Genomic DNA, 23,834 nt, shown 5'->3' on the forward strand with positions numbered 1-23,834 from the left:
CTCGAACAAGAGAGGACTTCCCAATTGAATGCGACTACCGGCTTACGGGTCGACGCCAGCGCCCACGTGTTTTTCGAAGACGACCGAGATTTGCGCACGTACTTGACCGAACCGATCAAGAGCCGAGGCTGGCCGGCGGTCGACACGACTGTAGCGTCGCCTATCCGACCGAAATACGCAGAAGGCACTCAGTGTGCAAACGGTGCGCACCCGGGGTCGGACCCCGAACTCGCGGGGCGTCACCTCTTCGAGGACCGCGGTTTCGATCTGGCTGTGCTGCACCCGATGTCCACAGCGACGAACCTCCCCGACTGGCACGTGGGAACGGCGATGCTGAGTGCCACCAACCGCATGCTGGCGGAACGTTGGTTGGAGTCGGGCACGTATGCGGATCGTTTTCGCGGAACGATCAGGGTCAACCCGAACGACATCGACGGTGCGGTTCGTGAGATCGCACTGTGGAAGAACCATCCGAAGATGGTGCAGATCGGGTTGCCGCTGCAGACGCAGGCACCATACGGTCGCCCCCACTACGCACCCCTCTGGCAGGCAGCCAGTGATGCCGGCCTGCCGGTGGCAGTGCACTGGGAGATGGGGCTCGGCATCACACATCCGCCGACACCGTCGGGCGTGGCGCGAACATACGCCCATCACGGGGCCTACGTCCCGATGACCTTCGTCTGGCACCTGCTCAACATGATCCCGGAGGGTGTGTTCGAGAGATTCCCGGACCTTCGAATGATCTGGGCAGATGGTGCCGCCGATTTGCTCACGCCGTTCATCTGGCGCATGGACACCTTCGGCAGGCCCCACCTGGAGCAGACCCCGTGGGCACCGCAGATGCCGAGCGATTACCTGCTGAACCGAAATTACTTCGTGCATTCGCTGATGGACGGTCCGGGCGACGCCGACTTCGGAGGCGAGTGGCTCCGCATGACCGGCAAGGAAGACATGGTGATGTTCGGGTCGAGTTACCCGGATTGGCAGCTTGTCTCACCCGAGGATCTGCCCTCCGCGTGGACCGACGAGCAACGCGCGAAGGTGCTCGGAGGAAATGCCCGGTCCGTATTCGGGCTCAACGAGTTCGCCACGGCCTGACACCGTCCGCCGTCCATCCGAACAGCGAAAGGACTAGATCATGACCATCGAATTACAGCGAGAAGAAGCAACGTTCGACGCAGCTACGACCGTTCCGGTCAGGATCGTGGACGGCGACGTCCACCCCGTGCCGAAGAATGGTGAACTGAACGAGTTCATCCCCGAGCCGTTCCGCGCCCGTTTCGAGGCTCGGGCCGAAGGTGCCGGAATGCCGGTGTACTACGACGCACCGGACTTCGCCCACTCCGGCGCGATGCGTACCGACAGCTTCCCGGTCGACGGTAATCCGGCCGGCTCCGATCCGGAATTGCTGTTTCAGCAGTTGATAATGGATGCGGGCACCGACATCGCGATCCTGGGCCCGGCGAATGGGTCGCCCGGTCAGACCGGCGAAGAGGTGCAGGCGCTTGCGGTCGCGACGAACCTGTGGCAGGAAGCATGCTGGCTCGACTCGAAGATCAACTGGCACAGACGGTTCCGTGCGTCAATCGTAGTGTCCATCGAGCAGCCCGAGGCGGCAGCGCGAGAGATCGAATACTGGGCGGAACACGAGTACTTCTCTCAAGTCCTGATCGATGCCGAGCCACGGCCGGCGTGGGGTGACCCCATCTACGATCCGGTATGGGCCGCGGCAGTCAAACACAACATCCCGGTTGCATGTCATCTCGGGCGCGGACGGCACGACCTGCTGCCGATGTCGCCGGTCGGCTTCATGACCTACAACCACGACCTGATGGTGAGCTACTCCATGCTCGCCGCCAATCAGGTCATGAGTTTGATCTTCGACGGTGTGTTCGACCGCTTCCCGACACTGCAGATCGTGTTCATCGAGCATGCGTTCAACTGGATTCTCCCCTTGATGTGGCGCATGGATGCGATGTACGCCAAGCACGGTGTCCCGGAGACCGGTTTGAAGAGGAAGCCGTCGGACTACGTCAAGTCGAATATCTGGTTCACGACCCAACCCCTCGACTACCCCGAGGACAAGCTGGAACTGACCAATGCGCTCGAGTGGATGGAAGCGGACAAGATCCTGATCTTCTCGTCCGACTACCCTCACTGGACCTTCGACGACCCGCAGTGGGTGTCCAAGCACATGCCGATGCACATGCGTGACGCGATCATGTTCGAGAACGGCCTGGATCTGTTTCATCTTCCGAGCGAGGTCCCAGCGCTGCCAGGCCAGAAGCGAGCCTACTGATGACAGCGGAACCCCTGACCGAAGCCACATCGCCACCCGCCCGCGGACGCGAACATATGGTTGCGAGCGTCTCGGAAATCGAGCCCGGCGAGCACAAGGTCGTCCCTATCGGTCGCCATGGCGTCGGGGTGTACAACGTGAACGGGAAGTTCTACGCGATCGCGAACTACTGCCCGCACGAAGGAGGTCCGCTGTGTAAGGGCCGAACTCACGGGCAGGCGGTCGTCGATGACTCCGTACCCGGCGGGCAAGCAGAAACGCGTTCGGGTGAGTTCATCTATTGCCCTTGGCACCAGTGGGGATTCGAGCTCGCCACTGGGACGACAGCGGTCAAGCCGGAGTGGAGTATTAGGACCTACCCCGTGCGTGTCGATGGTGACGACGTGATTGTCATCGCGTGACAGCCACCAGAGAAAGGAATCCCGAGATGACACTGTCCATAGGAACCCCGCTCCGGGGTGAAGGCCTGGCGTATCCGGGGCTCGAGCCGCGTTTGTTGGTCGGCGACGGAAGTGTCGAAGACCTCGCCTGCTACCGGTCACGCGGTGGATATCGCCCACTCGGTGACGAGGAGGAGTTCCTCGCAGACGTGGCGGCGGCGGGTTTACGTGGACGCGGCGGTGCGGCGTTCCCGGCAGCGATCAAGCTGGGAACCGTACGTGCCAATGCCGCAGACTCGGTGGTGGTGGCGAACGGTGAGGAGGGCGAGCCTTCGTCGGTGAAGGACCGGTGGCTGCTCCGCAACCGTCCGCACCTGGTTCTCGACGGACTGCGGTTGGCCGCCGAAGTCGTCGGTTCCAAGGTCGGCTACGTCTACCTGTCGGATAGCGTTGCGCAAGTACGTGTCGAAGAGGCGCTGGCCGAATTGGCTGCCGATCCGATCTTCGGCCTGTCGGTCCGCGTCGTCAAGGTCGACCCGGCCTATGTCGCCGGTGAGGAGTCGGCAGCGGTCCGTGCCATCAACGGTGGTCCCGCTCTCCCGACGGAGAAGCCGCCGCGCCCGTTCGAAGAGGGCGTCGGAGGTTTGCCGACGTTGATCAACAACGTCGAGACACTCGCCAACATCGCGGTCTTGCATCGGCTGGGTGTCGACGGGTATCGAGAGCAGGGTACGGACAAGTCCCCGGGAACCATGCTCATGACGCTGACCACGCCTTCGGGCTCAGATCTGCTCGAGATCCCGTTCGGTGTGACGCTGCGCGACGTTCTCTCCTGGGCAGGCACCGATCCGGACTCCGTGCACGGATTCCTCATGGGGGGCTATTTCGCCGGCGTAGTGGGGCCGCATGCGCTGGATCTGACCCTCGACTACGACGCGTACGCAGCCGCCGGAACCGGATTGGGCTGCGGAGCAGTGGTCGTACTCGATGCCGGTATGTGCCCGGTCGCAACGTCGGCCGCGGTCATGTCGTACTTCGGCAGAGAAAACGCATCACAGTGCGGGTCGTGCTTCAACGGCACGTCGGCAATGGCCACCGTTCTCGAGTCGTTGCGCGACGCTGCGGCGAACCGTGCGGAGATCGACAGGCTCGACTATTGGTCGAAGTTTCTGCGCGGTAGGGGTGCCTGCGGAACGTTGGACGGCGCCACGAACGTCGCAGCGAGTCTTTTGCGTGAGTTTCCCGCCGTCGTCGAGGCGCACCTGGCCGGACACTGTTCGGTATGTCAGATGAAGCAGTCCCCCTCCTACCCGCCGTACGGCATCGCTCTCGCCGACACACACGCGTAAGGATACCGACCATGAAGATCAAGCTGGATCGCACGCTGTGCGATGGTTTCGGAATGTGCGCCGAGTACGCGCCGGAGACGTTTTCGGTCGACGAATGGGGCTACGTATCGTTGTTCGAGGGCAAAGACAACGTAGACGTCGGGAATGAGGACGGCGTTCAGCGTGCTCTCCTGGATTGCCCAGTTCACGCAATTATCGATGTCACGTCGCGGGGCGCATGATCCGCGCGAGTAACTGAACGAGGCCGTATTTCCCATCGGAGGAAGTACGGCTTCGTTCTGTTCATCGGAGCACACCAGCCGGCGGCCGATCACAGAACATACTGCAACCGAACCTCTGCGTTGAGTGCAGCTTCCATGGCGGTGTGCAGGCGACTCTCCGGTACGCTTCGTCGAAGCTTCTCTGGCAGAGACACGGTGAACACTTCGTGGCCCGCTTCGATGGAAACAGCTACCTGCCCGGCGACGCCGAACCGCGTCAGTACTCCGTGGGCGTCCTCTTGGGTTCCCCTGCTGATGTAGGTGATCACGCCGAGCTCGGCATCTACGCCGAAGGTCGATCGACATTGTTCGAGGAGAGGTCCCGTCTCCAACCGAACTCCGTGATCCTCCACGATGAATTCGACCTCACGGTTCGGTCCGGGTCGGTCGATTGCGTCACTGGCAACAATTTCGAGTCCGGTGTCGAGAAGGCTACGCAGGCCGGCCCGATAAGCATCGGCCGAAAGCTGTTCGAAGGGATCCACAACAATACGAACAACTGCGGTAGCCATACCTCAATCTATCCGGTGAATGTCTACCGAAGCAACTGTCCGCGTCGGGGACGAGCGACCGGCGCCGACCCGAGTTCCGAAGGGCCCTCGAGACCGTTCCCAGCAAATCGGTGTCGTAAGGAATCGGTTCTGCAAATGGCTCGCGTGCCTACGTCGAACCATGTATCGTCAAATCGAATACTTGTTCAGTATGAGAGGGATCACGAGGGACCGCCGTCTGCGAGCAAGTTTGCCAGCAGCGCGTCGCCAAGTCGCACAGCGCAGCGCACGTGCGCGTTGCCCGTCGTGATCCCTCGGGTGGTGACCGATCGCTCCTCGCGGTCGGTCGGTGCGCAAGCCATGACAGTCCCCATGCACGGGGCGACAACCCGAGGGACTGCGCAGCTCGCGGCGTCCCCAGACGAATCGCGGAGAACTCAGTGGCATCATCGTCTCCTGGCACCGGTGGCAGTATCGCCAGCAACTTCCGAGGCGCGGGGTGGACTCCACGCCTCATTCTCTCGCTCGTCGGCCTCGTGCTGCTCATCGAGGCCGTATCCATGTCCTATATCAAGGCAACTACGGCGCTTCCGTTCATCGGCACGGAATTTCGGACCACGTATGCCGGCTGGATTCTCTCCGTGTACGCGCTGGCCGGCGCCGTGACGGCGCCGATTGCAGGCAAGCTTGCCGACAGGTTCGGAAAGCGGAGGATACTTCTCGCGATCACGGCCTTGTCGCTCGCTGGTTCTCTCATCGCGGCTACGGCGCAGAGCTTCGAGATCTTGCTGGTCGGGCGTTCGTTCGAGGGCGTCCTCACCGGCGCAATGTTCCTGAGTTACTCGCTCATTCGCGACACCTACCCGGTGAAGGTGGTCCCGTTCGCCGCCAGTATCACGGTGACCGGGGCGGGAGCCCTCGCAATCCTCGTACCGACACTGGTCGGCACGCTGATCGACAATTTCGGATGGCGTGCGGTCTTCGCGTTCACTGCGATCTGGGTCGGTGCGATGTTCCTCCTGATCTTGCTCACGACGAAAGAGACGACGGTCCGGGCGAAGTCGCGGATCGACGGACTCGGCGCATTCCTGATCGCCACGTCGATCGGCACGATGCTGACGGGTGTCAGCATGGGCAACACCTGGGGTTGGGGTGACGCCAAGACGCTGCTCCTCATCGCCCTCGGTATCGTGCTCGGCACCGTCTTCGTGACCACCTCGCTAAAGCGTGAAGACCCTATTCTGAACATCCGGATGTTCACCCGCCGTGGCATTCTCATCGCAGCGGTTGCAGCAGCCGTCATGTACGGCGCGTCGACGGTCGTCCTCACCATGGTCTCCATCATCGGCCTGACGCCGGAATCGCTGGGCGGAGGCTACGGACTGGGGCTCAGCGCAACCGGTCTGGCCAAGGTCACCACGACACAGTCGGTCGCCGCGGTGCTTGCCGGTGTCAGCACCGGCATCGTCGTCCGGAAAATCGGCCCCTGGCAGACTGCTCGTCTCGGCATGGTGATGATCGGTATTGGAACGCTGTATCTGGCGTTGCGCCACGACACTGTTGTCGACACGATCGTCGGTATGCTCCTGCTCGGTCTAGGTTCGGGCGCCTGTTCCGCGTCGGTTCCGAACCTCGTGATCGCTGCGTCACCCAAGAGTGAACAGGCATCGTTCTCCTCGGGTATCCAGGTCATGATCTCCGGTGTCGGCGGCATCACTCCGGTCCTGGCATTCGTGATCCTCGGACGCAGTGCCTTCTCTGGCCCCGGCGGTTCGATTGTCTACACGAATTCCGCGATTACGGTGTCGCTGTTCGGATGTGTCGCGCTGGCCTCCGTAGGCGCGCTGTTGTTGACGACCGTTCTGCAACCACGTCCGGATACGCTTTTCGCCGGTGACGAGGTGGACGAAGTGCAAGCCGAACTAGTGCAGGCGCAACTGGGCCGAACAGCTCCGGAGGGCGTCGTTCTTACTGACGGCGACGCCGCCGGGGTCGATCGAACGGCCGAGCCGGACCGAGCTTGACCGTGGTCGGGCAGCCCGACCTGCCACCAGCGTGGTGGCCCGACCATCGATCACCCTCGTGGTGACCAGTGCGATTGGCCCCGTCGATACCGGGGCCTACCGCACTGGGTTTTTCCCACCCCTGACAACGCCATGGTGCATACAGCGCCTTTGAGGAGTACATATCGTGAGTATTGGAAAGCTCTTTCACATCATCCATATGACCGGCGATCTGCCCGCACTGGAGGCGTGGTACGACGACGTTTTCGCCGTTCGTCGCGGGTTCCTCGACAACAATTACATGCCGGGCGAAAAGCGGGACGCGTCCTTGGTTCTGCTCGGGGACAGCGTTATCGAACCCCTCGCGCCTGCGTTCCGTATCGACGGATGGGAGAGCATGCCGATCGGGCGGTTCTACAACCGTTTCGGAAACCACTGGCATTCGATCGCGTGGTACACCGAGGACGCCGGCGAGATGTGGCAGAGGTGCACCGACGCCGGGGTTAGGGTGTTCGTCGAAGGCGGAGTCCTGACCGACACCAGGCCGGATCCAGGATCCGCCATCATGACCCACCCGAAGGACACCGTCACACAGCTCGAGTTCTTCAATCCGTACGGGGGACCGATGGAGCAGATGGATCTGCGACTGAACGGGAGCGACTTCGATTCGCGTTGGTGGATCGACAATCATCCTGTCAAAACGCCGGGACTGGCGTATACGACGGTCCTCACGAGGGATTTGGATCGAGCGGTCGGTGTCTACACCGACGTCTTGGGTGGAGAACTCCTGCACAAGAGTTCGTCGCATTTGACGGGAACGGACGACGTCTACGTTCGATTAGGAGACACGGTCGTCCAGCTGTCGACCCCGAACGCGGACGACACCGTGGCCGCTGCCGATATGGCGGCCAACGGCGAGATGCACCATGCGGCCGCGTTCCGGGTTCTCGACTTGGACGCAACCAAGGAGTACTTCGACTCTAAGGGCATCGCGACCATCGGCCGCGACGACCACACATTGGTCACCGACCCCGCGACCACTCATGGTGTCGCCTTCCGCTGGACCGTTGCAGATGTGCCCGGCAGCCCGCGCGAAGGGACGATCTGAGACTCTGTGGCGTGCGGACGAGCAGGCCACGGCGGTTTGGTCCAGTCAGCTCGTCGTCGACACGGTGTTCCGCGAGCACGACCTACGCTCCGTGTCGGGGACCGGGCAGGTCGTTGCCGCCGTCGAGGATGCCGATGACGTCGAGATGCTCGGCGACCCCGCAATTCGCGAGTCCGGGTAATATGCCGTTCTCCGTTGCCCAACGCATCGCTCTATTCCGAAGATACCGAAACCGGACATCCAGGGGCCGACAGGTCTCTCGGGTGATTCGGAGAGGAGTCAGAACAATGCCGATCGAACTCGAAATTCCTGAACCGGGCGTGACAATGCAGGAGGGCACCTTGATCGACTGGGTCTCCACGGCCGTCGTATCCCAGCGTGACCCACTGTATTTTGCGGAAACGGACATACGGGAGAACGTGATCGAACCGCCCGCTGACAAACCCTTGCGTGTCGACGCCGCGGTTGGTCGGACATACTCGACGGCCACTGTGGTCACCGAGATGGAGACGAACTGATGTCCGCGGACGGTGTTGCCGCAGGAAGCGCTGCGCCCGAGACGGTCTTCGACGTCGGAGTATCCGAGACCAAGCGGCTTCCCAGGATCCGCAAGCTCATCGCGCATCGGATGACGGAATCGCTTCGTCTCACAGCGCAGCTCACTGCGGTGCAAGAGGCTGATGTCACCGAGTTGGCGGCCCTGCGAACACGCGCGAGGGAAGCGTTTCGCGCGCGTGAGGGTGGATCGCTCACGTTCCTACCGTTCTTCGCCCGTGCTCTGACCGCTGCGGCCGTCGACTTCCCGGATTTCAACGCATCGATAAGCGAGTCCGGGAACGAGGTCGTGTACCACTCGGCAGTGCATCTGGGTATTGCTGTCGATACGCCTCTGGGATTGGTAGTTCCCGTCATTCGCAACGCTGAACGGCAGACCGTGCCCGAACTTGCTCGAAGCATCGCAGACCTCGCAGGCCGGGTGCGAAGCAACAAGATCGGACCCGATGAAATGAGTGGGAGCACGATCACGCTCTCGAACATCGGGGCAGCGGGCACGCTCACCGACACCCCGATCATCAACTATCCAGAGGTAGCAATACTGGGAACGGGCGCCGTCGTACGCAGGCCACGTGTCGTTGCCGACAATGACGGCGGTGAGACCATCGCCATTCGCTCGGTGTCTTCGCTTCCGCTGACATACGACCATAGATTGGTCGATGGGGCAGACGCGGGAAGGTTTCTGGGCGCGATCCGGAAGATTCTGGAAGCAGCGGATTTCGAGAACGAGCTTGCCGCATTCCTGTGACGAAACCGTAGGGCTCTCTTACCGCCGTGAGGGGCACTCGATTCTGCATCGAGTGCCCCTCACGGCGGATATACGTGGATCAGGAATGCGAGTGAAGCGGCTTGCCGGCCAGGGCGAGCACGGCCTCACCCAAGGCCTCGTTCTGCGTAGGATGCGCATGGACGACACGAGTGAGATCGTCGACTCGCAGGCCGAGGTGCACCATCAGTCCCGCCTCGCCTGCTTGCTCACCCATTCGTGTGCCCACCATGTGAACCCCGACGATCCGACCGTCCGCGTCCGAGATGAGCTTGACGAACCCGTTCGTCTGCAGGACTTGGCTCTTACCGTTGCCCACCAAGTTGTACTCCTGCACGGTGACGCCATCGCCGTGGGCATCGAGTGCTTCGGATTCGGTGAGACCGACGCAGGTAATTTCGGGATCGCAGTAGGTGACCCGCGGAAGTGCGCTGTCGCGAACCGGTTCGGGATTCAGTCCGGCAATCTCTTCGGCGACGAAAATCCCGTGGGCGAAGCCACGGTGGGCGAGTTGGGGACCGGACACGATGTCGCCGACCGCATACACGCCATCGACAGATGTGCGTAGCCGCTCGTCGGTCCGGACCCACCCCCGTTCGGTATCGACGCCGACGGAGTCGAGTCCGAGCCCCTCCGTGACGGGCCCGCGTCCGATGGCGACGAGTACGTAGTCTGCGGTGATGCGTGCGCCGTCCTGAAGGACTACGGTGGCCCCGTCGTCGTCCTGCTCGACGTCCGCCACCCCGACACCCGTTCGAAGTGCAATCTTGCGCTTCCGGAATGCCCTGGTCAACTGCTTGGAAACGCTACGGTCCTCCAGGGGAACCAAAGTGGTAAGCGCCTCGACGATGGTGACCTCGGCACCGAGTGAACGCCAGGCGCTGGCGAATTCGACGCCGATCACACTGCCGCCGATGATGACCACGCTGTCCGGCACGACGTCGAGCTGCAGGGCGGTGGTGCTGGTGAGTACGCGACCCACTGCCCGAGTGTTGGGCAGCAGGAGAGGTTCGGACCCGGTGGCCAACACGATGTCGGGGGCGGTCAGATGTTGCCCGTCGACACTGACAGTCGTGGAATCGACCAGTGTGCCGGTGCCCTCGATGAGGACGATGTTGTCCTGGCCGTCAATCAGTCCCTGCAGTCCGCGGTATAGACGTGAGATGATGCCCGCTGTGAAGGCCTGCATGGCGGGAACATCGACCCCGTCCAATGTGGAAACGATCCCCAGCTCGGTACTGCTCCGAATCGCCTCTGCAACTTCGGCGACGTGCAGCATCGCTTTGGTGGGAATGCAGCCGGCGTGTAGACACGTACCGCCGAGTCTGTCGCGCTCGACGAGCGCGACCCGACGCCCAAGTTGCGCGCACCGAAGAGCAGTTGCGTAGCCCGCACTTCCTGCGCCGAGTACGACTACATCGAAGTGCGAATTATTCTGTCCGGTCACATTGTTCCTCTCGCGGTGCGATGGCGTGCACCTGTCGAATTGCGAAGCTGATAGTTCTCGGATCTCCGATGCGGTAGCGGGGATCCGACGTTGGACGGATATGAGATACGCCCGTCGGCACGAACCCCTGACTGCTCGACCGAGCCCCCAAGGGGTCGTATTGTCGACGGCCCTACAGAATGTTGGCTGCGCCCCCGTCGACCGGCAACACGGTGCCGGTGATGAAACTGGCCTCGTCCGAGGCCAGGAAGACGGCGTAGGCGGCAACCTCCTCCGGCATTCCCATTCGACCCATCGGTACCTCGGCCTCCATGGATATACGATCTTCCGGTGACACGTGTTCTTTGATCACGGGTGTTTCGACGAGGCCGGGTGCGATGCTGTTGATCCGAATGTTGTGGGCGAGTCCCTCGGCCGCCAGGGCGCGCGAGAACCCCATCACACCCGCCTTTGCGGTCGAGTGCGCCAGTGTCGGAAACCCGCGGTTGGCCAACAAGCCTGCACCGGATGCGGTCACGATGATCGACCCGCCACCTCGTGCGACAAGGTGGACCCAAGCATATTGCGTCACGGGGAACACGATCTCGAGATCGTTGTCCATGGTGAACCGCCAATCTTCCGCACTGATGTCGGTGATCGGACCGAAGCGCTGGGCAGATGCGTTGTTGTACAGAATGTCGAATCCGCCGAATGCGTCCACTGCAGTGTCAACGAACCTCCGCGCGTCGTCGACCTTGGTGAGGTCGACAGGTTCCAGATTGATCTCGTGCCGCCTGCTTCGGCAACGAGCCGCGCTGTCTCTCGATTACCGTCCACCTTGACGTCGCAGCCGACGACCTTTGCTCCCTCGCGAGCGAACATCTGTGCTGCAGCGCGGCCTTGTCCGCCTCCGGTGCCGGTGATCAGTGCGATCTTGTCGTCCAGTCGTCCCACAATGCCTCCGCTTTCGTCGTCCAACTCTGCACCCCACGGCCCACCCGTGACGTGATCCGCTCTATTTACGGTGTTTTGCCTGCATTCGGCGATCCGACGGTTCGAGGCGCATCCGGAGCAGCGCGAGCGAACCAGCAACAGCCACGATCGAGACCAGTCCACCCAACACGAAGGCCGAGCGAATTCCATCGGCGTTCGCAACCACCGCATCGGAGCCCTCTGTTGTGGCAGTGCGTATTCCTCTCGCCATCATCGTGATGAAGAGGGCGGTGCCTGCCGCACCGGCGACCTGTTGCAGCGTGCTGACGATGGCGCTCCCCTGCGAATAGAGTTCGCGCGGAGGGGAGCCGAGGGAGGTCGTCATCAATGGCCTTAGCGCGAATGCTAGGCCGCAGCTGAGTATCACGTGACCGGCGATCACGTTGCTCAGCTCGGAGTCGGCGTTGAGCGTCGTCAATGTCCACACTCCACCGGCTAGGGCGAGAGTGCCCGGAAGAACGAGTCCGCGGGGACCGAACCGGTCGAAAAGGTTCCCGACGACAGGGGCGAGGAGACGCATGGCGATACCGCCGGGCAGTAAAGCGAGCCCGGTGGTCAAGGTGTCCTTCCCGAGAACGTTCTGCATGTACAACGGCAGGAGTATCAGGGAGCCGAACAGCGTCATCATGATCACGCACAAGAGCGTCACGGCGATACTGGACGGGAGTCGCGTGAACGGCCGCAGGTCCAGGAGCGCACGATTGATTCTCGCCAGAAACGCTGGCGCAGAACGAAAGCAGTGAGCGAAAGTACATCGGCAACGAGCGGCACGGCAGGCGACACCGGTGCGTGTCCTCCCGCCGATTCGCCGATCAGTGTCAAGCCGCACACGACTCCGCCGAATGCAGTCGCGGGGAGCACGACCGACGGAATGTCGAGGTACGACGGTTTCGGTTCGGTGACGTTGCGGACAACAATCGCACCGAGGACGAGCGCTGCGAGGGCGATGGGAAGCACGATCCAGAACATGGCACGCCAACTGAGGGTTTGCAGGACAAGCCCCGAGATGGTCGGACCGAGCGCGGGCGCAACCGAGATCACGACCGAGATCATTCCCATCATCTTGCCGCGGGAATGAGCCGGGACGACGTTCAGAACTGTGGTGATCAGCAACGGAAATATCAACCCGGTCCCCATTGCCTGTACCACTCTGCCCGCCAGGAGTACCTCGAACCCCGGGGCGACGGCGGAGTGGAGCGTGCCGCCGGAGAACAAGCTCATGGCGACGATGAAGATCGGTCGGATCTCGAACCGCTGCAAGATATACCCGCTGACCGGGATGACGATGGCCATCGTCAACAGAAATCCACTCGTCAGCCACTGGGCCGACGATGCTGTGATCGACAGATCGGCCATCAACCGCGGCAGCGCCACACTCAGAATTGTCTCGTTGAGGGTGACGACGAAGGTCGCGACCAGCAACACGCCGATCAGTAGGTGACCTCCGACTGCTGTTTCCTCGCTCCGCGTCGATGACGGTGCGTCGTGAGTCTGTCGCGTGTCCATCCTGGTCCATTCCCGGTCTGCGGTGACATCCGTCCGCCGGTCGATGGACAATCGTCCCCTCGGACTTCGGGTGTTGCGGCGTTCTATCAGGTGGTCGGGCGGTGAAACAGTGCGAGTTGCGCGCCCGCAGCGGCGAGACCGACACCGGCAGCCAGCGCGGCGGCACGAGATCCTGACACCGTGGAATCCAGACCGAGCGCGCGATCGACGCTCCAGTCGCCGGGGCCGATGGCGGCCAGAGCGACGGACGCCACTGCCAGGTTGGTGACGTACTCCCAACCCTCCGAGGTGATGAAGAAGCCGTTGGGCTGATGGACGGATCGGGCTGCAACCGCCATCGTCCCGACGACGGCTGCTGCAGCGAGAGGTGTTCCAGCGCCGGCAACGAGCGATGCGCCTGCGCCGACCTCGACGACTGCCGACGCGCGTGCTTGCAGCTTGGGCTGCTTGAAGCCGATGGACCCGAACCACCCTGCTGTGCCCGCGATGCTTCGCCCGTGTTTGACCCCATGGGCGATCATCGTGCCGCCGACGGTCGCTCGTAGGAGAAGTTGCACCGTATTGATCTTCGATTTCCTGTTCATCGCGCGGCGTACCATTCCATGGAACCGGACGCCGGGTCGAGCGTCGGCGATATATCGATGCGTCCACCGGACACGGCATCCAGCAACGCCGAGTTGGCCGCTGGAATGTCACCGTCCTCGATCTCGTATATGGCGAGATGCTTGGGTACGGAACTTGATTCGCCGTCCGCCGGGTCCACATGGACATAGCGAGATACTGCGGTCGTGGCTCCGATAATGGCGCTGACCTGGGGCGCGTGGACGTCGTTGTACCAAACGTCGAACTCGCTCAGAACCTCGGGGGAGGTCGGTTGCGACCACGCGATGAGAATAGCCTTGGGCATGTCAGATCTTTCTGTCGTCCTGGTCTCGATGGGGTCTCGTGCGCCCGAGCCGCACCGGTCAAGCGTTGAAACGCAGTGCGCCGTCGATTCGGATGACCGTCCCGTTGAGGTAGTCGTTCTCGATGATGTCCTGCGCGAGACGGGCGTACTCGTCGACGTGGCCCATGCGTTTCGGATTCGGAATTCCCGGCCCCCATTTGGCCTGGGCATCCTCTTCTGCCATCTGGAAAGCCGGCGTGAAGAAGGTCCCCGGCGCTATGCACATCACGCGCACACATGCGGGAGCGAGATCTCGGGCGGCAGTGAGGGTCAAACCGATGACGCCTCCCTTCGCTGCCGAGTAGTCGCTCTGTCCCACCTGACCTTCGAACCCGGCGATGCTCGCGGTAGTGACGATGACCCCGCGCTGACCTTGCTCCGTCAGCTCGGTCTGGCTCATCGCTGCCGCAGCCTGGCTCATCACGTTGAACGTGCCGGTGAGAAAAATTTCGACGGTCTTGCGGAACGTGTCCAGTGAGTACGGCTCGCCGGCACGGTTGATGATGCGACGGGCCGCGGCCGGCCCACCGTGGACGACTACCGTCGACCTCAGGGGCGCTGAGTCGGTTGCTACGCTCACCGCGTCCCGAACCGACTGTTCGCTGGTGACATCGGTGGGCACGAAGCGTGCTCGACCGTCGAGTTCGGCTTCGAGTGCTGCGCCTTTGTCTTCTGCCAAATCGGCGATCACGACGTACGCACCGGCGGCCACGAGCCGTCGTACGGTTGCTTCTCCGAATCCGCCCGCGCCGCCGCAGACGAGCGCGGAGGTGTTTTTCAGTTCCATGTTTCTCCTAAGTTCGGGCGACCGAGCTTGTCGTACGAGCGCCTCGTCACATCGTGGGTAGCGAGCGGCCTGTCGCGTCAGACCTCGACGACGACAGCGCCGCCCATGCCGCCGCCGGCACACATCGCGGCCACACCGATTCCGCCGCCGCGTCGCTTGAGCTCGTGGGTGAGTGTGACCAGCATCCGGGCGCCGCTAGCTGCAATGGGATGGCCGAGGCTGCAACCACTTCCGTAGATGTTGACCAGTTCCTCGTCCAGATCGAACTCCTGGCAGACGGAGACCGGGACGGATGCGAAAGCTTCGTTGATCTCCCAGAGATGCACATCGCGCATCGTGAGACCGGCCCGTTCGAGCACCATCGGGATCACTGCGATGCTGCCGTCGCCGGTGAACTTCGGATCCACACCGACCGATGCCCACGAGCGAATGGTTCCGAGGGTGTCCAATCCGTGCACCGCGGCATTGGATCCCGACGTGAGGGTCAGTGCGGCCGCGGCATCGTTGGTTCCACTGGCGTTTCCTGCCGTTATCGAGAATCCGTCGATTTCCGGGTGCACCGGCTTCAGGCTCGCGACCTTCTCGAGGGTCGTTGAACGCCGGGGGTGTTCGTCCACGGAGAATTCGACAACGCTCCCGTCGGGTCGGGCTACCTCGATCGGCGCGATCTCCGCTTCGAACTTGCCCGCGTCGATGGCTGCTATCGCCCGTTCGTGCGACCGAACGGCCCATGCGTCCATGCGCTCTCGGGAGATGCCGTACTTCTGCGCGATGTTCCAGCCCACCGACAGCGTTGTGTCGTCGGAAGCATCGTCGCGATAGGGGAAAGTGGGTGCGATACGGGTCTCGGTCTCGTCCCTACCCGGCACAGCCCATGTCACCATCGGCGACAGTGACATGGAGTTGACGCCTCCGGCAACGACGACGCGGTCCATACCCGATCGAATCGAGCCTGCGGCATTTGCCACCGCGGTGAGGCCGCCGGCGCAATGCCGGTTGACGGCTTGACCGGGAACTCGTACGAGGCCCGCGTCGACGGCTGCGTAGCGCGCCAAGTCGCCTCCGCCATACATCGACTCGGCGAAGATGACGTCGTCCACGGAGTCCGGCGTCAGTGACGATCGACTGATCGCTTCTGTGAGAATGTGGGTCGCCAGTCGCTCCGCGGGCGTGGCAGCAAGTGTACCCTTGCGGGCCGTACCGATGGCAGTTCGGACAGCGCTGACGATCACAGCTTCGGTCATGTGAGTTCCTCTGTTCGGTTGGGCCGCCCAGCAGTGACCGGCCCTCGCTCGGTTTGAACGCTAATTCAAGAGATTGAATTTATCAATGAGATCTGCCGTCGCTGTGTGACTGTCTCGGGTCTGTTGAAGGCTGTCGTCTCACAGCCAGTAGGGCTGCCCGAGGAAGTTGCAGGCAAGACCGCCCAGCGGGCGGGCGGCGGGGACGCGTCGGAACGCATCGCCGAGCAGGTGACTTCGAGCCTGCGGAACTGGATCGAGAAGACCGGACCGGCCGTGGTCTTGACGACGCTCGACCGGTTCCGATGACGAAGCCCGAAGTCAAACTCTACGGCGTGAGAACGCCGGAATCCGAAAAACCACGAATATGCTCGGGGCAGCGCAGCGTTCTTCGCAGCGGCGGAGGTCGACCGCCGCCACCTGCACCTCCACGGGGTCGACCCGGTCTGCGGCGTGGTCACCGGGCGCGGTCTGCGGATCGCCCGTCACCTTCCACGCGGCCTGCGCGGTGGGGCAGCGCGACCGGGTCTCGGTCGCTGCGCCTGCTGAGGCGTACACGACAAACGCTGTTCACGCGGTGTAGTGGCCGACCGGCGGCGCCACGGTGTCCGTACGAGATGGCACGTGGACGAATCGCGCAGGTCACTGTCGAAAATAGCGGATGTGCCGCAACCACACCCGTTCTTCCCGAACCTGTGATACATCTAGATGAACGGTAATTCAAAACGAGCGAACATGAAGTTGGTGAAATTGGTGAGTAAGGCTCTTTCGCACTCTCTGCGACGTAATGATTATTCCCTGGACGAGCAACAGGCTGCGGTACACGAAGCGTTCGTGGACTTCTTCAGTTCACTCGTGCCGAGTTCCGTCGTCCGTGCGGCCGAGCCGCTCGGATTCGACCCCGCCCTGTGGAAGAAGGCAAAAGAGGCCGGTGTGGTCTCCATGGCAGTGCCCGAGGCCAGCGGGGGTGACGGTGCAACCCTCGTGGACCTGGTTCTGGTTGCCGAGCAGTTCGGTGCCACCCTCGCTCCCATTCCACTCGTCGAGGCGATAGCGGCCGCTCGACTGCTGGCGGCCGTAGGAGGAGCGGCCGGCGAGTCGCTGCTGGCCGACGTTCTTGCAGACCGCACGCTGGTCACCTTGGCTTTGCGGCCGGCGACTGCAGAAACCCGCGTTCTGATGCCGGCCGGCGCGGTCGCCGACTCAGCCCTCGTGCTGCGGGGTGACGAGCTCGTCGTGGTCACGGCGCCAAGCGATCCGGTCCGAGTCGACAACTTGGCCAACGCGCCCTTGGCTTGGTGGGACACGTCGGAGGGAGAAACCGTTGCGCGCGGACCCGAGGTGGTCGCGGCGTACGACGATGCGGTGCGCGTGTGGAAATTGCTGACAGCAGCAGCCCTGTCCGCATCGGGTGCCACCGCGGTCGCTCTGGGTGTCGACTTCGCAAGTTCCAGGAAGGCGTTCGGACAGTTCATCGGAACTTTCCAGGCGGTGTCGCACTCGCTCGTGGATGCGAAGATCCTGGTCACCGCGAGCGCGAACCTCACTCGTAAGGCCGCGTGGTACATGGAGTACGAGCCGGAGGCCCAGCCTGCGATAGTGCTCAAAGCCTTCCTGTCGGCGAGCCGTGCCGCCGTCAAGGCATCCACTGTCGGCGTGCACGTTCAAGGCGGATTTGGTTTCACGAACGAATCGGACATGACCTTGCATTTCGGGCGGGCCAAAGGGTGGCCATTGATCGCCGGGCGCCCTACCGAAGATCTACTGGCCGTTGCCGCAACCCTTCCCGATCCAGCGAGTCTCTGACCCGCTGCCACTAAGGAGAGACCATGGATTTCGGCACAGTCGAACTCACCGACGACGTCGTGAAGTTCTGGCAAGACGTCAGTGACTTCTACGACGAGTACGCGACGGACGAGGTATTCGAAGAAGAACGTAATACTGGTTCCGGTCACAACCAGGGCCTGCACAAGGCCCTCGGCGAACGCGGTTGGGTGCTACCGGATGCTCCGGCAGCCGAGGGTGGTGCTGAACTGGACTTGTTGCGGAGCAGGATCCTTGAGATCGAGACCGCGCGCCGGAAAGTTCCCAACATCACGAAGTCCACGACGATGTTGACGATCCCGACTGTTCGCATGTTCGGTAGCCAGTACCTGAAGGACAAGGTCCTGGCGGGTGCCGCTGCCGGCGACATCAAGATGTGCCTGGGCTACACCGAACCGGATGGGGGCTCCGACCTTGCCGGCGTACGCACTCGTGCGACGCGCACCGAGGACGGCTGGGTCATCAACGGGGCGAAAATGTTCACGACCGGCGCGCACAACTGCCAGTACAGCATTCTGGTCACCCGGAGTGACCCGAACGCTCCGAAACACCGAGGTATCACCATCTTCCTGGTACCGCTCGACGTTCCGGGTGTCGAGATTCATCCCGTTCACACGCTCGGTGGTGAGCGCACCAATGCTGTCTTCTACGACAACGTCGTCATCAGTGACGAATACCGATTGGGGCCTGTCGACGACGGATGGCGTGTGATGAGTGCACCCCTGCACGCAGAGCACGGTGGGGGCGAGCCGGACGTCTACGGCGAGTTGAACCGCTCGTCGTACGGCTGGATCCTGCAAGATCTCTTGGCGCAGGCGACCGAGTGGGCGCAGACGCCCGGTCCTGACGGGACCGCGCCGTTCGACGACGTATCGATCCGTACCAAACTGGCTGAGATTTCGGTGGAAGTGGAACTGATCCGCAACGTGTCGGGACCGATGGGTCGCGTTCTGTCGTCCGAGCTACTGATCCAGCGAAGTGCCGAGTTGCTGGACTTGATCGGCCCCGAGGCGGTCATCGTGCGTGGCTCGGAGGGTGCCGTCCAGGACGGTGAGCTCGAACTGGGCCATCGTTTCGCGCAGGGAACCGCAATCTATGGCGGGACCACAGACGTCGCACGGAACATTGCCGCGCAGCACGACCTGGGTCTGCCGAGGCCGCCGAAAGTCGGCTGATTCACGAAAATCCGGTCCGTGGAATGTGTGCCGCGGGCCGGATTTTTGCTGTCCGGGGGCGGGTCGGGTGCCACGTCGACGCGGTCCTCGATCGGTCGCCCGGAGCCCGCAGCAAACTTTGGACAGACTGTGGTCCGCGCCACCCCGGGATGTTAGAGTTAAAAAAAATGAACCGCCGCTCACGCGATTGATCAGTCCTTCGCCCGAGTCAGAACAGGGGAGTGCTTGTGGCTGAGACACGCTCGGCTGTCGACAGTTTCGTGGCACCTCGGACGCACGACGGTGGCTTTCCCGCACCGACTCGCTTCGCGGTCGTCGTCGACGGGGTGCCGATGTCAGGTCTGGCCAGCTTCGTCGAGCAGCCACGAGCGGTCGTCGTTGCCTGGCATGGGGGCGCAACGTCTGCGGAGTACTACGATTCGCCCGGACATCCCTTGCACTCGTTGATGCGGGTCGGCGCGGCGCTCGGTTTCACGGTGCTGGCGCCGAGCCGGCCAGGCTACGGCAATTCCCGAGAAGTCCTCGGTGATCGAGTGAGCGCAACAACGCAGGTCGATCTGTCGTTCGCAGTGGTCGAGCAAGTGCTGGCAGGTAAGTCCTCCGGCGCAGGAAAGTTCCTGCTCGGACATTCGCAAGGATGCGTACTGGCGGTTCGCATGGCTGCGGACCCCCGTGGCTCAGAACTACTCGGCCTCGAGATCGCCGGCACGGGCGTCCGGCACAGCGAGCGGGCGTCGATAGGCCGGACCACCCCCGAACCGAAGACCGACCGGGCGACAGTTCGAAAATTGTTGTGGGGTCCGGATTACCTGTACCGGGACCACACCCGGGTCGTCGATTCCGCCCCTGCCTTCGAGGCCATTGACGCTTCGGCCTGGCCGGACGAGTTCACCTCGCTTGCCCGCGATATCTCGCTGCCGGTACGCATCACCCTCGGTGACCACGAAGGGTGGTGGCAACCCGGAGAAGTGGGGTTGACGTCAATGCGCGAATTGTTCGGATCCTCTGTCCGCGTCGTGTCGGACGAACAGTACGAGTCCGGCCACAACCTCAGTTCGGGTATATCGGCGCTGGCGTATCACCTCAAGGTGCTTGCGTTCGTCGAGGAATGCGTGCTGATGCGAGAACGCATCGACCACAACAACAGCAACGAAATGGAGATCGACAATGCCTGATTACAAGACCGGTGAACGTCTACGCAGCCAGGTTTCGGGGGCGCAGTTCGTCGTTGTACGAGCAGACCAAGGCATCGAGGACGTCATGTGTGGCGGTCTGCCGGTGGCCCGCGAAGGCGACGATGTCGGTGCCCCGGCCACTACTGCCGGTGATTCGCCCAAGATCGAGATCGGGAAGCGTTACGAGGACGAAGCAAGCACGATCGAGCTTCTGTGCGTATCAGGTGGAACCGGCGAACTGACCCTGGCCGCCGATCCCCTGCAGATCAAGGTCCCGAAGCCGCTTCCGGCTTCGGATTGACGGTCGATACGAGACCTCACCGATTCTGAACTGGAGAACCTGACGTGAATGTAGCAATGCTACTGGAGATGGCTGCCGCCACCTGGCCCTACGAGACGGCGGTGGTCGAGTGCTCCGAGCGCGTGCGGCGAATGACGTACGGAAATTTGGCCGAGTGGTCGTCCGGTGGTGCGTCGCTTGCGGCTGAAGAGGGTGCGGATGCGATCTTGTACGTCGGTACCAACGGTGTCGCAATGCCGGTCGCACTTTTCGCGGCCGCGCGCCTCGGCATTCCATTCGTGCCTCTGAACTATCGCCTGGCAGACGACAAGTTGGCCGAGCTGGTCAGCGAGTTCGAGCGGCCGCTGGTGATCGCAGACGATCGCGGTCGTATCCGATCGCAAGGAGTGAGAACTCCGCGGGTATGGCTCGACGATGCTGCGAAAGCGCCCGCGCTCGACCCGCGCGAGGTCGACCCGGAGGCCACTGCCATCCTCCTTTACACCAGTGGAACGACGTCGGCACCCAAGGCCGCGGTGCTGAGAAACCGCCACCTCGCGTCGTACATTCTGGGAACTGTGGAGTTTGCGTCGGCCGGCCCCGAACAGGCCAACCTCGTGAGCGTTCCTCCGTATCACATTGCTGCTGTCGCGAATCTGCTGTCCAACCTGTACGCAGGTCGGCGCCTTGTGTACCTGGACCGATTCGATCCGGAAATGTGGCTCGACATGGCCGATGCGGAGGGCGTGACGCATTCGATGCTCGTCCCGACCATGCTGTCACGGATATGCGACTACTTGGCCGAGCGCGAGCAGAAGGCTCCTCCGGTCACCTCGATCTCGTACGGTGGCGCTCGAATGCCGATCAGTGTCCTCGAGCAGGCTCTCGCCGCGTTCCCGAATACCGGTTTCGTCAATGCATATGGTTTGACCGAAACGGCGTCGACGATTGCTCTGCTCGGCCCGGACGACCACCGGGATGCATTTGCGTCCGACGATCCGGCGGTCCGCGCCAGACTGGGATCCGTCGGGCGGCCGGTCCCCGGAGTGACGATCGCGGTGTTCGACGAGCAGGGTAGCGAATGCCCGCCGAACGCACGGGGCGAACTCCGCGTGCGTGGTCCGCAGGTATCGGGGGAGTATCGCGGAAAGGGCAGCTTGTTGTCGGACGACGGCTGGTTCCGCACCCGTGACCAGGCTTACGTCGACGACGACGGTTACGTCTTCATCGAAGGGCGCATGGACGACACGATCATCCGCGGTGGGGAAAACCTCGCACCGGCCGAGATCGAGGAAGTCATCGTCGCTCACCCGTCCGTCTCGGATGCCGGAGTGGTCGGCGCCCCCGACGACGAGTGGGGCCAGAAAATCGTCGCACATGTCGTCACCTACCCCGGTCGGTCTCTCACCGCCGATGACGTCAAAGCGTGGGTACGAGGGCGGTTGCGTTCCTCGAAGACCCCTGACGACGTCGTGTTCCGAGATGAATTGCCGCGCACCGACACCGGCAAACTAGTGCGTCGCTTTCTGTGATCCGCCTACCACAGTTGAGGAAACCCCATGTCCCCGGCACCGTCCCGCCCACTTCCACTCGTCACCCCCGAAACCGAGTTCTACTGGACTTCGGGGCGGGACGGGAAGCTTCGCCTTCAGGAGTGCTCCGACTGCGCGGCACTGATTCACCCGCCGAAGCCGGTGTGTCCTTACTGCCGTAGCGCGGCAACCGGCATTCGGACGGTGTCGGGTCGTGGAACGCTCTTCGGCTTCACAGTGAATGAACGGTTCGCGCTGCCCGGCCTCGAACCTCCGTACGTCGTCGCACAGGTTGCAATCGAGGAGGACCCGCGGGTTCGTTTGACCACCACCGCGGCCGAACTCGGAACCGAGGAACTGGTGCTGGGAATGGCGATGGAGGTGGTCTTCCACAACGTCGAAGATGTGTGGCTGCCGCTGTTTCGGCCCATCGTCGACGGGCCGGCCCCCCAGGCGCTGCCCGAGGACGAGATCGATCCCTCCGAGTACGCCGCGTGGGTGCGCCCCATGGTCACCTCGAGGAAATTCGAAGACGAGGTCGCGATAAGCGGCATCGGAGCATCCCAGATCGGCCGGCGCTTGATGGTCGATCCGCTGAGTCTGACCATTCAGGCGTGCGAACGTGCGGTGGCCGACGCCGGGCTCACCTTCGACGACATCGATGGTCTCTCGACGTACCCGGGTGGGCCGGTCGACAGCGGCTACAGTGAGGGCGGCGTGACAGCGCTTGAGGCTGCACTGCGTATTCGCCCCACCTGGCACAACGGGGCGAGTGAGACGCCCGGCCCCGGGGGATCGGTGATTGCTGCGATGATGGCTGTCGCCTCGGGATTGGCACGTCACGTTCTGTGCTTCCGAACCGTGTGGCAGTCGACGCACGACTCTTTGACGCGCAGCGGGAAAATCGCGCCGCCCTCGAACGGGTCCCGCGTCAGCGGTCCCATGGGGTGGAGCATTCCATTCGGCGGTGTGTCTGCGGCTCATACACTCGCACAGACCGCTCAGCGGCATTTTCACAAGTACGGGACCACCCGTGAGACGCTCGGGTGGATCGCGCTCAACCAGCGGGCGAACGCAGCGCTGAACCCGACTGCGATCTACCGCGATCCATTGAGCATGGAGGACTACCTCACCGCCCGACCGATCACGACGCCCTTCGGTATGAACGACTGTGACGTGCCGTGCGACGGGTCTGTAGCGGTCATCGTTTCTGCGGTCGACGCCGCGCGCGATCTTGCGAAACCGCCGGTCTTGTTCGAGGCCGTCGGGACCCAGATCATCGAGAAGATGGACTGGGACCAAAGCACATCGACGCATGAACCGCAGGTTTTCGGTCCCGCGGCACACTTGTGGACGCGCACGGACCTGAGACCCGACGATGTCGACGTCGCCGAGCTCTACGACGGATTCACGTTCAACTGTGTGTCGTGGATCGAGGCCCTCGGCTTCTGCAAAGTCGGTGAAGCCAAAGACTTCCTGGACGGTGGGCACAACATCGCCCGTGACGGCGTGCTTCCGCTGAACACGAACGGAGGACAGCTGTCCCACGGTCGAACCCACGGAATGGGACTGTTGTACGAGGCCGTCGCCCAACTGCGCGGTGAAGCTGACGCCCGACAGGTGTCGAACGCTCGGGTGGCGGTCGTGAGTTCGGGCGGCTTGACGCCGAGCAGTGCCTTCCTGCTGAGGGCCGACCGATGAACGTTGCGACGACCTCGGAGGCTGTCGACGGTCCACC

The 23,834-nt window shown here is 62.8% G+C and carries 26 protein-coding genes and 1 pseudogene; 16 read left to right on the forward strand and 11 right to left on the reverse strand.

Annotation, left to right across the window (positions count from 1 at the left end):
• The first annotated feature begins 66 nt into the window (after positions 1–66).
• From AC0IX4_RS03535 to AC0IX4_RS03555, 5 genes are read left to right on the forward strand one after another with little or no spacing between them, the layout of a single operon-like run.
• Entirely contained in the window at positions 67–1,098 is a 1,032-nt protein-coding gene (locus AC0IX4_RS03535; RefSeq protein ID WP_471828337.1) for an amidohydrolase family protein, read from the forward strand.
• A 40-nt stretch (positions 1,099–1,138) separates the two neighbouring features.
• On the forward strand, positions 1,139–2,299 hold the full coding sequence (locus AC0IX4_RS03540; protein ID WP_471828066.1) for an amidohydrolase family protein: 1,161 nt from the start codon (positions 1,139–1,141) through the stop codon (positions 2,297–2,299).
• Positions 2,299–2,700, forward strand: coding sequence for a Rieske (2Fe-2S) protein (locus AC0IX4_RS03545; protein ID WP_471828067.1), 402 nt, complete (start codon positions 2,299–2,301; stop codon positions 2,698–2,700). Before AC0IX4_RS03540 ends, AC0IX4_RS03545 begins: the two co-directional genes overlap by 1 nt.
• 26 nt (positions 2,701–2,726) lie before the next feature.
• Positions 2,727–4,028, forward strand: coding sequence for an NADH-ubiquinone oxidoreductase-F iron-sulfur binding region domain-containing protein (locus tag AC0IX4_RS03550; protein ID WP_471828068.1), 1,302 nt, complete (start codon positions 2,727–2,729; stop codon positions 4,026–4,028).
• An 11-nt stretch (positions 4,029–4,039) separates the two neighbouring features.
• Positions 4,040–4,249: a ferredoxin gene (locus tag AC0IX4_RS03555; RefSeq protein WP_471828069.1), complete on the forward strand. Its 210-nt coding sequence runs from the start codon at positions 4,040–4,042 to the stop codon at positions 4,247–4,249.
• An 89-nt stretch (positions 4,250–4,338) separates the two neighbouring features.
• Here the strand turns inward: AC0IX4_RS03555 and AC0IX4_RS03560 are convergent, their stop codons facing one another.
• Entirely contained in the window at positions 4,339–4,800 is a 462-nt protein-coding gene (locus AC0IX4_RS03560) for a hypothetical protein (RefSeq protein WP_471828070.1), read from the reverse strand.
• 419 nt (positions 4,801–5,219) lie between these two features.
• Between AC0IX4_RS03560 and AC0IX4_RS03565 the strand changes: the two genes are divergently transcribed.
• Positions 5,220–6,803: an MFS transporter gene (locus AC0IX4_RS03565; RefSeq protein ID WP_471828071.1), complete on the forward strand. Its 1,584-nt coding sequence runs from the start codon at positions 5,220–5,222 to the stop codon at positions 6,801–6,803.
• 166 nt (positions 6,804–6,969) lie between these two features.
• Positions 6,970–7,890 carry a VOC family protein gene (locus AC0IX4_RS03570; RefSeq protein ID WP_471828072.1) on the forward strand — a complete coding sequence of 307 codons (921 nt, stop codon included), beginning with the start codon at positions 6,970–6,972 and terminating at the stop codon, positions 7,888–7,890.
• 82 nt (positions 7,891–7,972) lie between these two features.
• Here AC0IX4_RS03570 and AC0IX4_RS03575 read toward each other — a convergent pair whose 3' ends face one another.
• The gene (locus AC0IX4_RS03575; protein ID WP_471828073.1) at positions 7,973–8,098 is read right to left on the reverse strand and encodes a hypothetical protein; all 126 of its coding nucleotides are present in this window, start codon (positions 8,096–8,098) and stop codon (positions 7,973–7,975) included.
• Between the two features lie 79 nt (positions 8,099–8,177).
• Between AC0IX4_RS03575 and AC0IX4_RS03580 the strand changes: the two genes are divergently transcribed.
• Both AC0IX4_RS03580 and AC0IX4_RS03585 read left to right on the forward strand, forming a co-directional pair.
• Positions 8,178–8,408: a hypothetical protein gene (locus tag AC0IX4_RS03580; protein ID WP_471828074.1), complete on the forward strand. Its 231-nt coding sequence runs from the start codon at positions 8,178–8,180 to the stop codon at positions 8,406–8,408.
• Positions 8,408–9,193, forward strand: a complete 786-nt coding sequence (locus tag AC0IX4_RS03585) for a 2-oxo acid dehydrogenase subunit E2 (RefSeq protein ID WP_471828075.1) — start codon at positions 8,408–8,410, stop codon at positions 9,191–9,193. The genes AC0IX4_RS03580 and AC0IX4_RS03585 overlap by 1 nt, the downstream gene beginning before the upstream one ends.
• Before the next feature lie 79 nt (positions 9,194–9,272).
• Here the strand turns inward: AC0IX4_RS03585 and lpdA are convergent, their stop codons facing one another.
• The 9 genes and pseudogenes from lpdA to AC0IX4_RS03630 form a co-directional block, all read right to left on the reverse strand.
• Positions 9,273–10,658 carry a dihydrolipoyl dehydrogenase gene (lpdA, locus tag AC0IX4_RS03590; RefSeq protein ID WP_471828076.1) on the reverse strand — a complete coding sequence of 462 codons (1,386 nt, stop codon included), beginning with the start codon at positions 10,656–10,658 and terminating at the stop codon, positions 9,273–9,275.
• A gap of 172 nt (positions 10,659–10,830) precedes the next feature.
• A complete protein-coding gene (locus AC0IX4_RS03595) occupies positions 10,831–11,421 on the reverse strand; it encodes an SDR family NAD(P)-dependent oxidoreductase (protein WP_471828338.1) in 591 nt (196 codons plus the stop codon).
• Between the two features lie 14 nt (positions 11,422–11,435).
• Positions 11,436–11,753 (reverse strand): annotated as a pseudogene (locus AC0IX4_RS03600) (hypothetical protein); the annotation flags it as partial.
• Positions 11,653–12,264, reverse strand: coding sequence for an MFS transporter (locus AC0IX4_RS03605; RefSeq protein WP_471828077.1), 612 nt, complete (start codon positions 12,262–12,264; stop codon positions 11,653–11,655). The pseudogene AC0IX4_RS03600 and the gene AC0IX4_RS03605, both read right to left, overlap by 101 nt.
• An 11-nt stretch (positions 12,265–12,275) precedes the next feature.
• A complete protein-coding gene (locus tag AC0IX4_RS03610) occupies positions 12,276–13,136 on the reverse strand; it encodes an MFS transporter (RefSeq protein WP_471828078.1) in 861 nt (286 codons plus the stop codon).
• Positions 13,137–13,222: 86 nt separating this feature from the next.
• Positions 13,223–13,720 carry a DoxX family protein gene (locus AC0IX4_RS03615; RefSeq protein WP_471828079.1) on the reverse strand — a complete coding sequence of 166 codons (498 nt, stop codon included), beginning with the start codon at positions 13,718–13,720 and terminating at the stop codon, positions 13,223–13,225.
• Positions 13,717–14,043, reverse strand: a complete 327-nt coding sequence (locus AC0IX4_RS03620) for a hypothetical protein (RefSeq protein ID WP_471828080.1) — start codon at positions 14,041–14,043, stop codon at positions 13,717–13,719. Before AC0IX4_RS03620 ends, AC0IX4_RS03615 begins: the two co-directional genes overlap by 4 nt.
• 58 nt (positions 14,044–14,101) lie before the next feature.
• Positions 14,102–14,869 (reverse strand): SDR family NAD(P)-dependent oxidoreductase, encoded by a 768-nt coding sequence (locus AC0IX4_RS03625; RefSeq protein ID WP_471828081.1) that lies wholly within the window; start codon positions 14,867–14,869, stop codon positions 14,102–14,104.
• Between the two features lie 77 nt (positions 14,870–14,946).
• A complete protein-coding gene (locus tag AC0IX4_RS03630) occupies positions 14,947–16,113 on the reverse strand; it encodes a thiolase family protein (RefSeq protein ID WP_471828082.1) in 1,167 nt (388 codons plus the stop codon).
• Between the two features lie 105 nt (positions 16,114–16,218).
• On the opposite strand from AC0IX4_RS03630, the gene AC0IX4_RS03635 reads away from it, so the two are divergent.
• From AC0IX4_RS03635 to AC0IX4_RS03665, 7 genes are all read left to right on the forward strand, one after another.
• Positions 16,219–16,419, forward strand: coding sequence for a hypothetical protein (locus tag AC0IX4_RS03635; RefSeq protein ID WP_471828084.1), 201 nt, complete (start codon positions 16,219–16,221; stop codon positions 16,417–16,419).
• A 426-nt stretch (positions 16,420–16,845) separates the two neighbouring features.
• Entirely contained in the window at positions 16,846–17,916 is a 1,071-nt protein-coding gene (locus AC0IX4_RS03640; RefSeq protein WP_471828085.1) for an acyl-CoA dehydrogenase family protein, read from the forward strand.
• Positions 17,917–17,939: 23 nt separating this feature from the next.
• Entirely contained in the window at positions 17,940–19,109 is a 1,170-nt protein-coding gene (locus AC0IX4_RS03645; protein WP_471828086.1) for an acyl-CoA dehydrogenase family protein, read from the forward strand.
• Between the two features lie 332 nt (positions 19,110–19,441).
• A complete protein-coding gene (locus AC0IX4_RS03650; protein WP_471828087.1) occupies positions 19,442–20,284 on the forward strand; it encodes an alpha/beta fold hydrolase in 843 nt (280 codons plus the stop codon).
• On the forward strand, positions 20,277–20,585 hold the full coding sequence (locus tag AC0IX4_RS03655; RefSeq protein ID WP_471828088.1) for a hypothetical protein: 309 nt from the start codon (positions 20,277–20,279) through the stop codon (positions 20,583–20,585). Before AC0IX4_RS03650 ends, AC0IX4_RS03655 begins: the two co-directional genes overlap by 8 nt.
• Before the next feature lie 68 nt (positions 20,586–20,653).
• Positions 20,654–22,096 carry a class I adenylate-forming enzyme family protein gene (locus AC0IX4_RS03660; RefSeq protein WP_471828089.1) on the forward strand — a complete coding sequence of 481 codons (1,443 nt, stop codon included), beginning with the start codon at positions 20,654–20,656 and terminating at the stop codon, positions 22,094–22,096.
• A gap of 27 nt (positions 22,097–22,123) precedes the next feature.
• Entirely contained in the window at positions 22,124–23,797 is a 1,674-nt protein-coding gene (locus AC0IX4_RS03665) for a thiolase C-terminal domain-containing protein (RefSeq protein WP_471828090.1), read from the forward strand.
• Positions 23,798–23,834 lie beyond the last annotated feature (37 nt).

The sequence above is a fragment of the Rhodococcus sp. AC861 genome, from assembly GCF_979256035.1.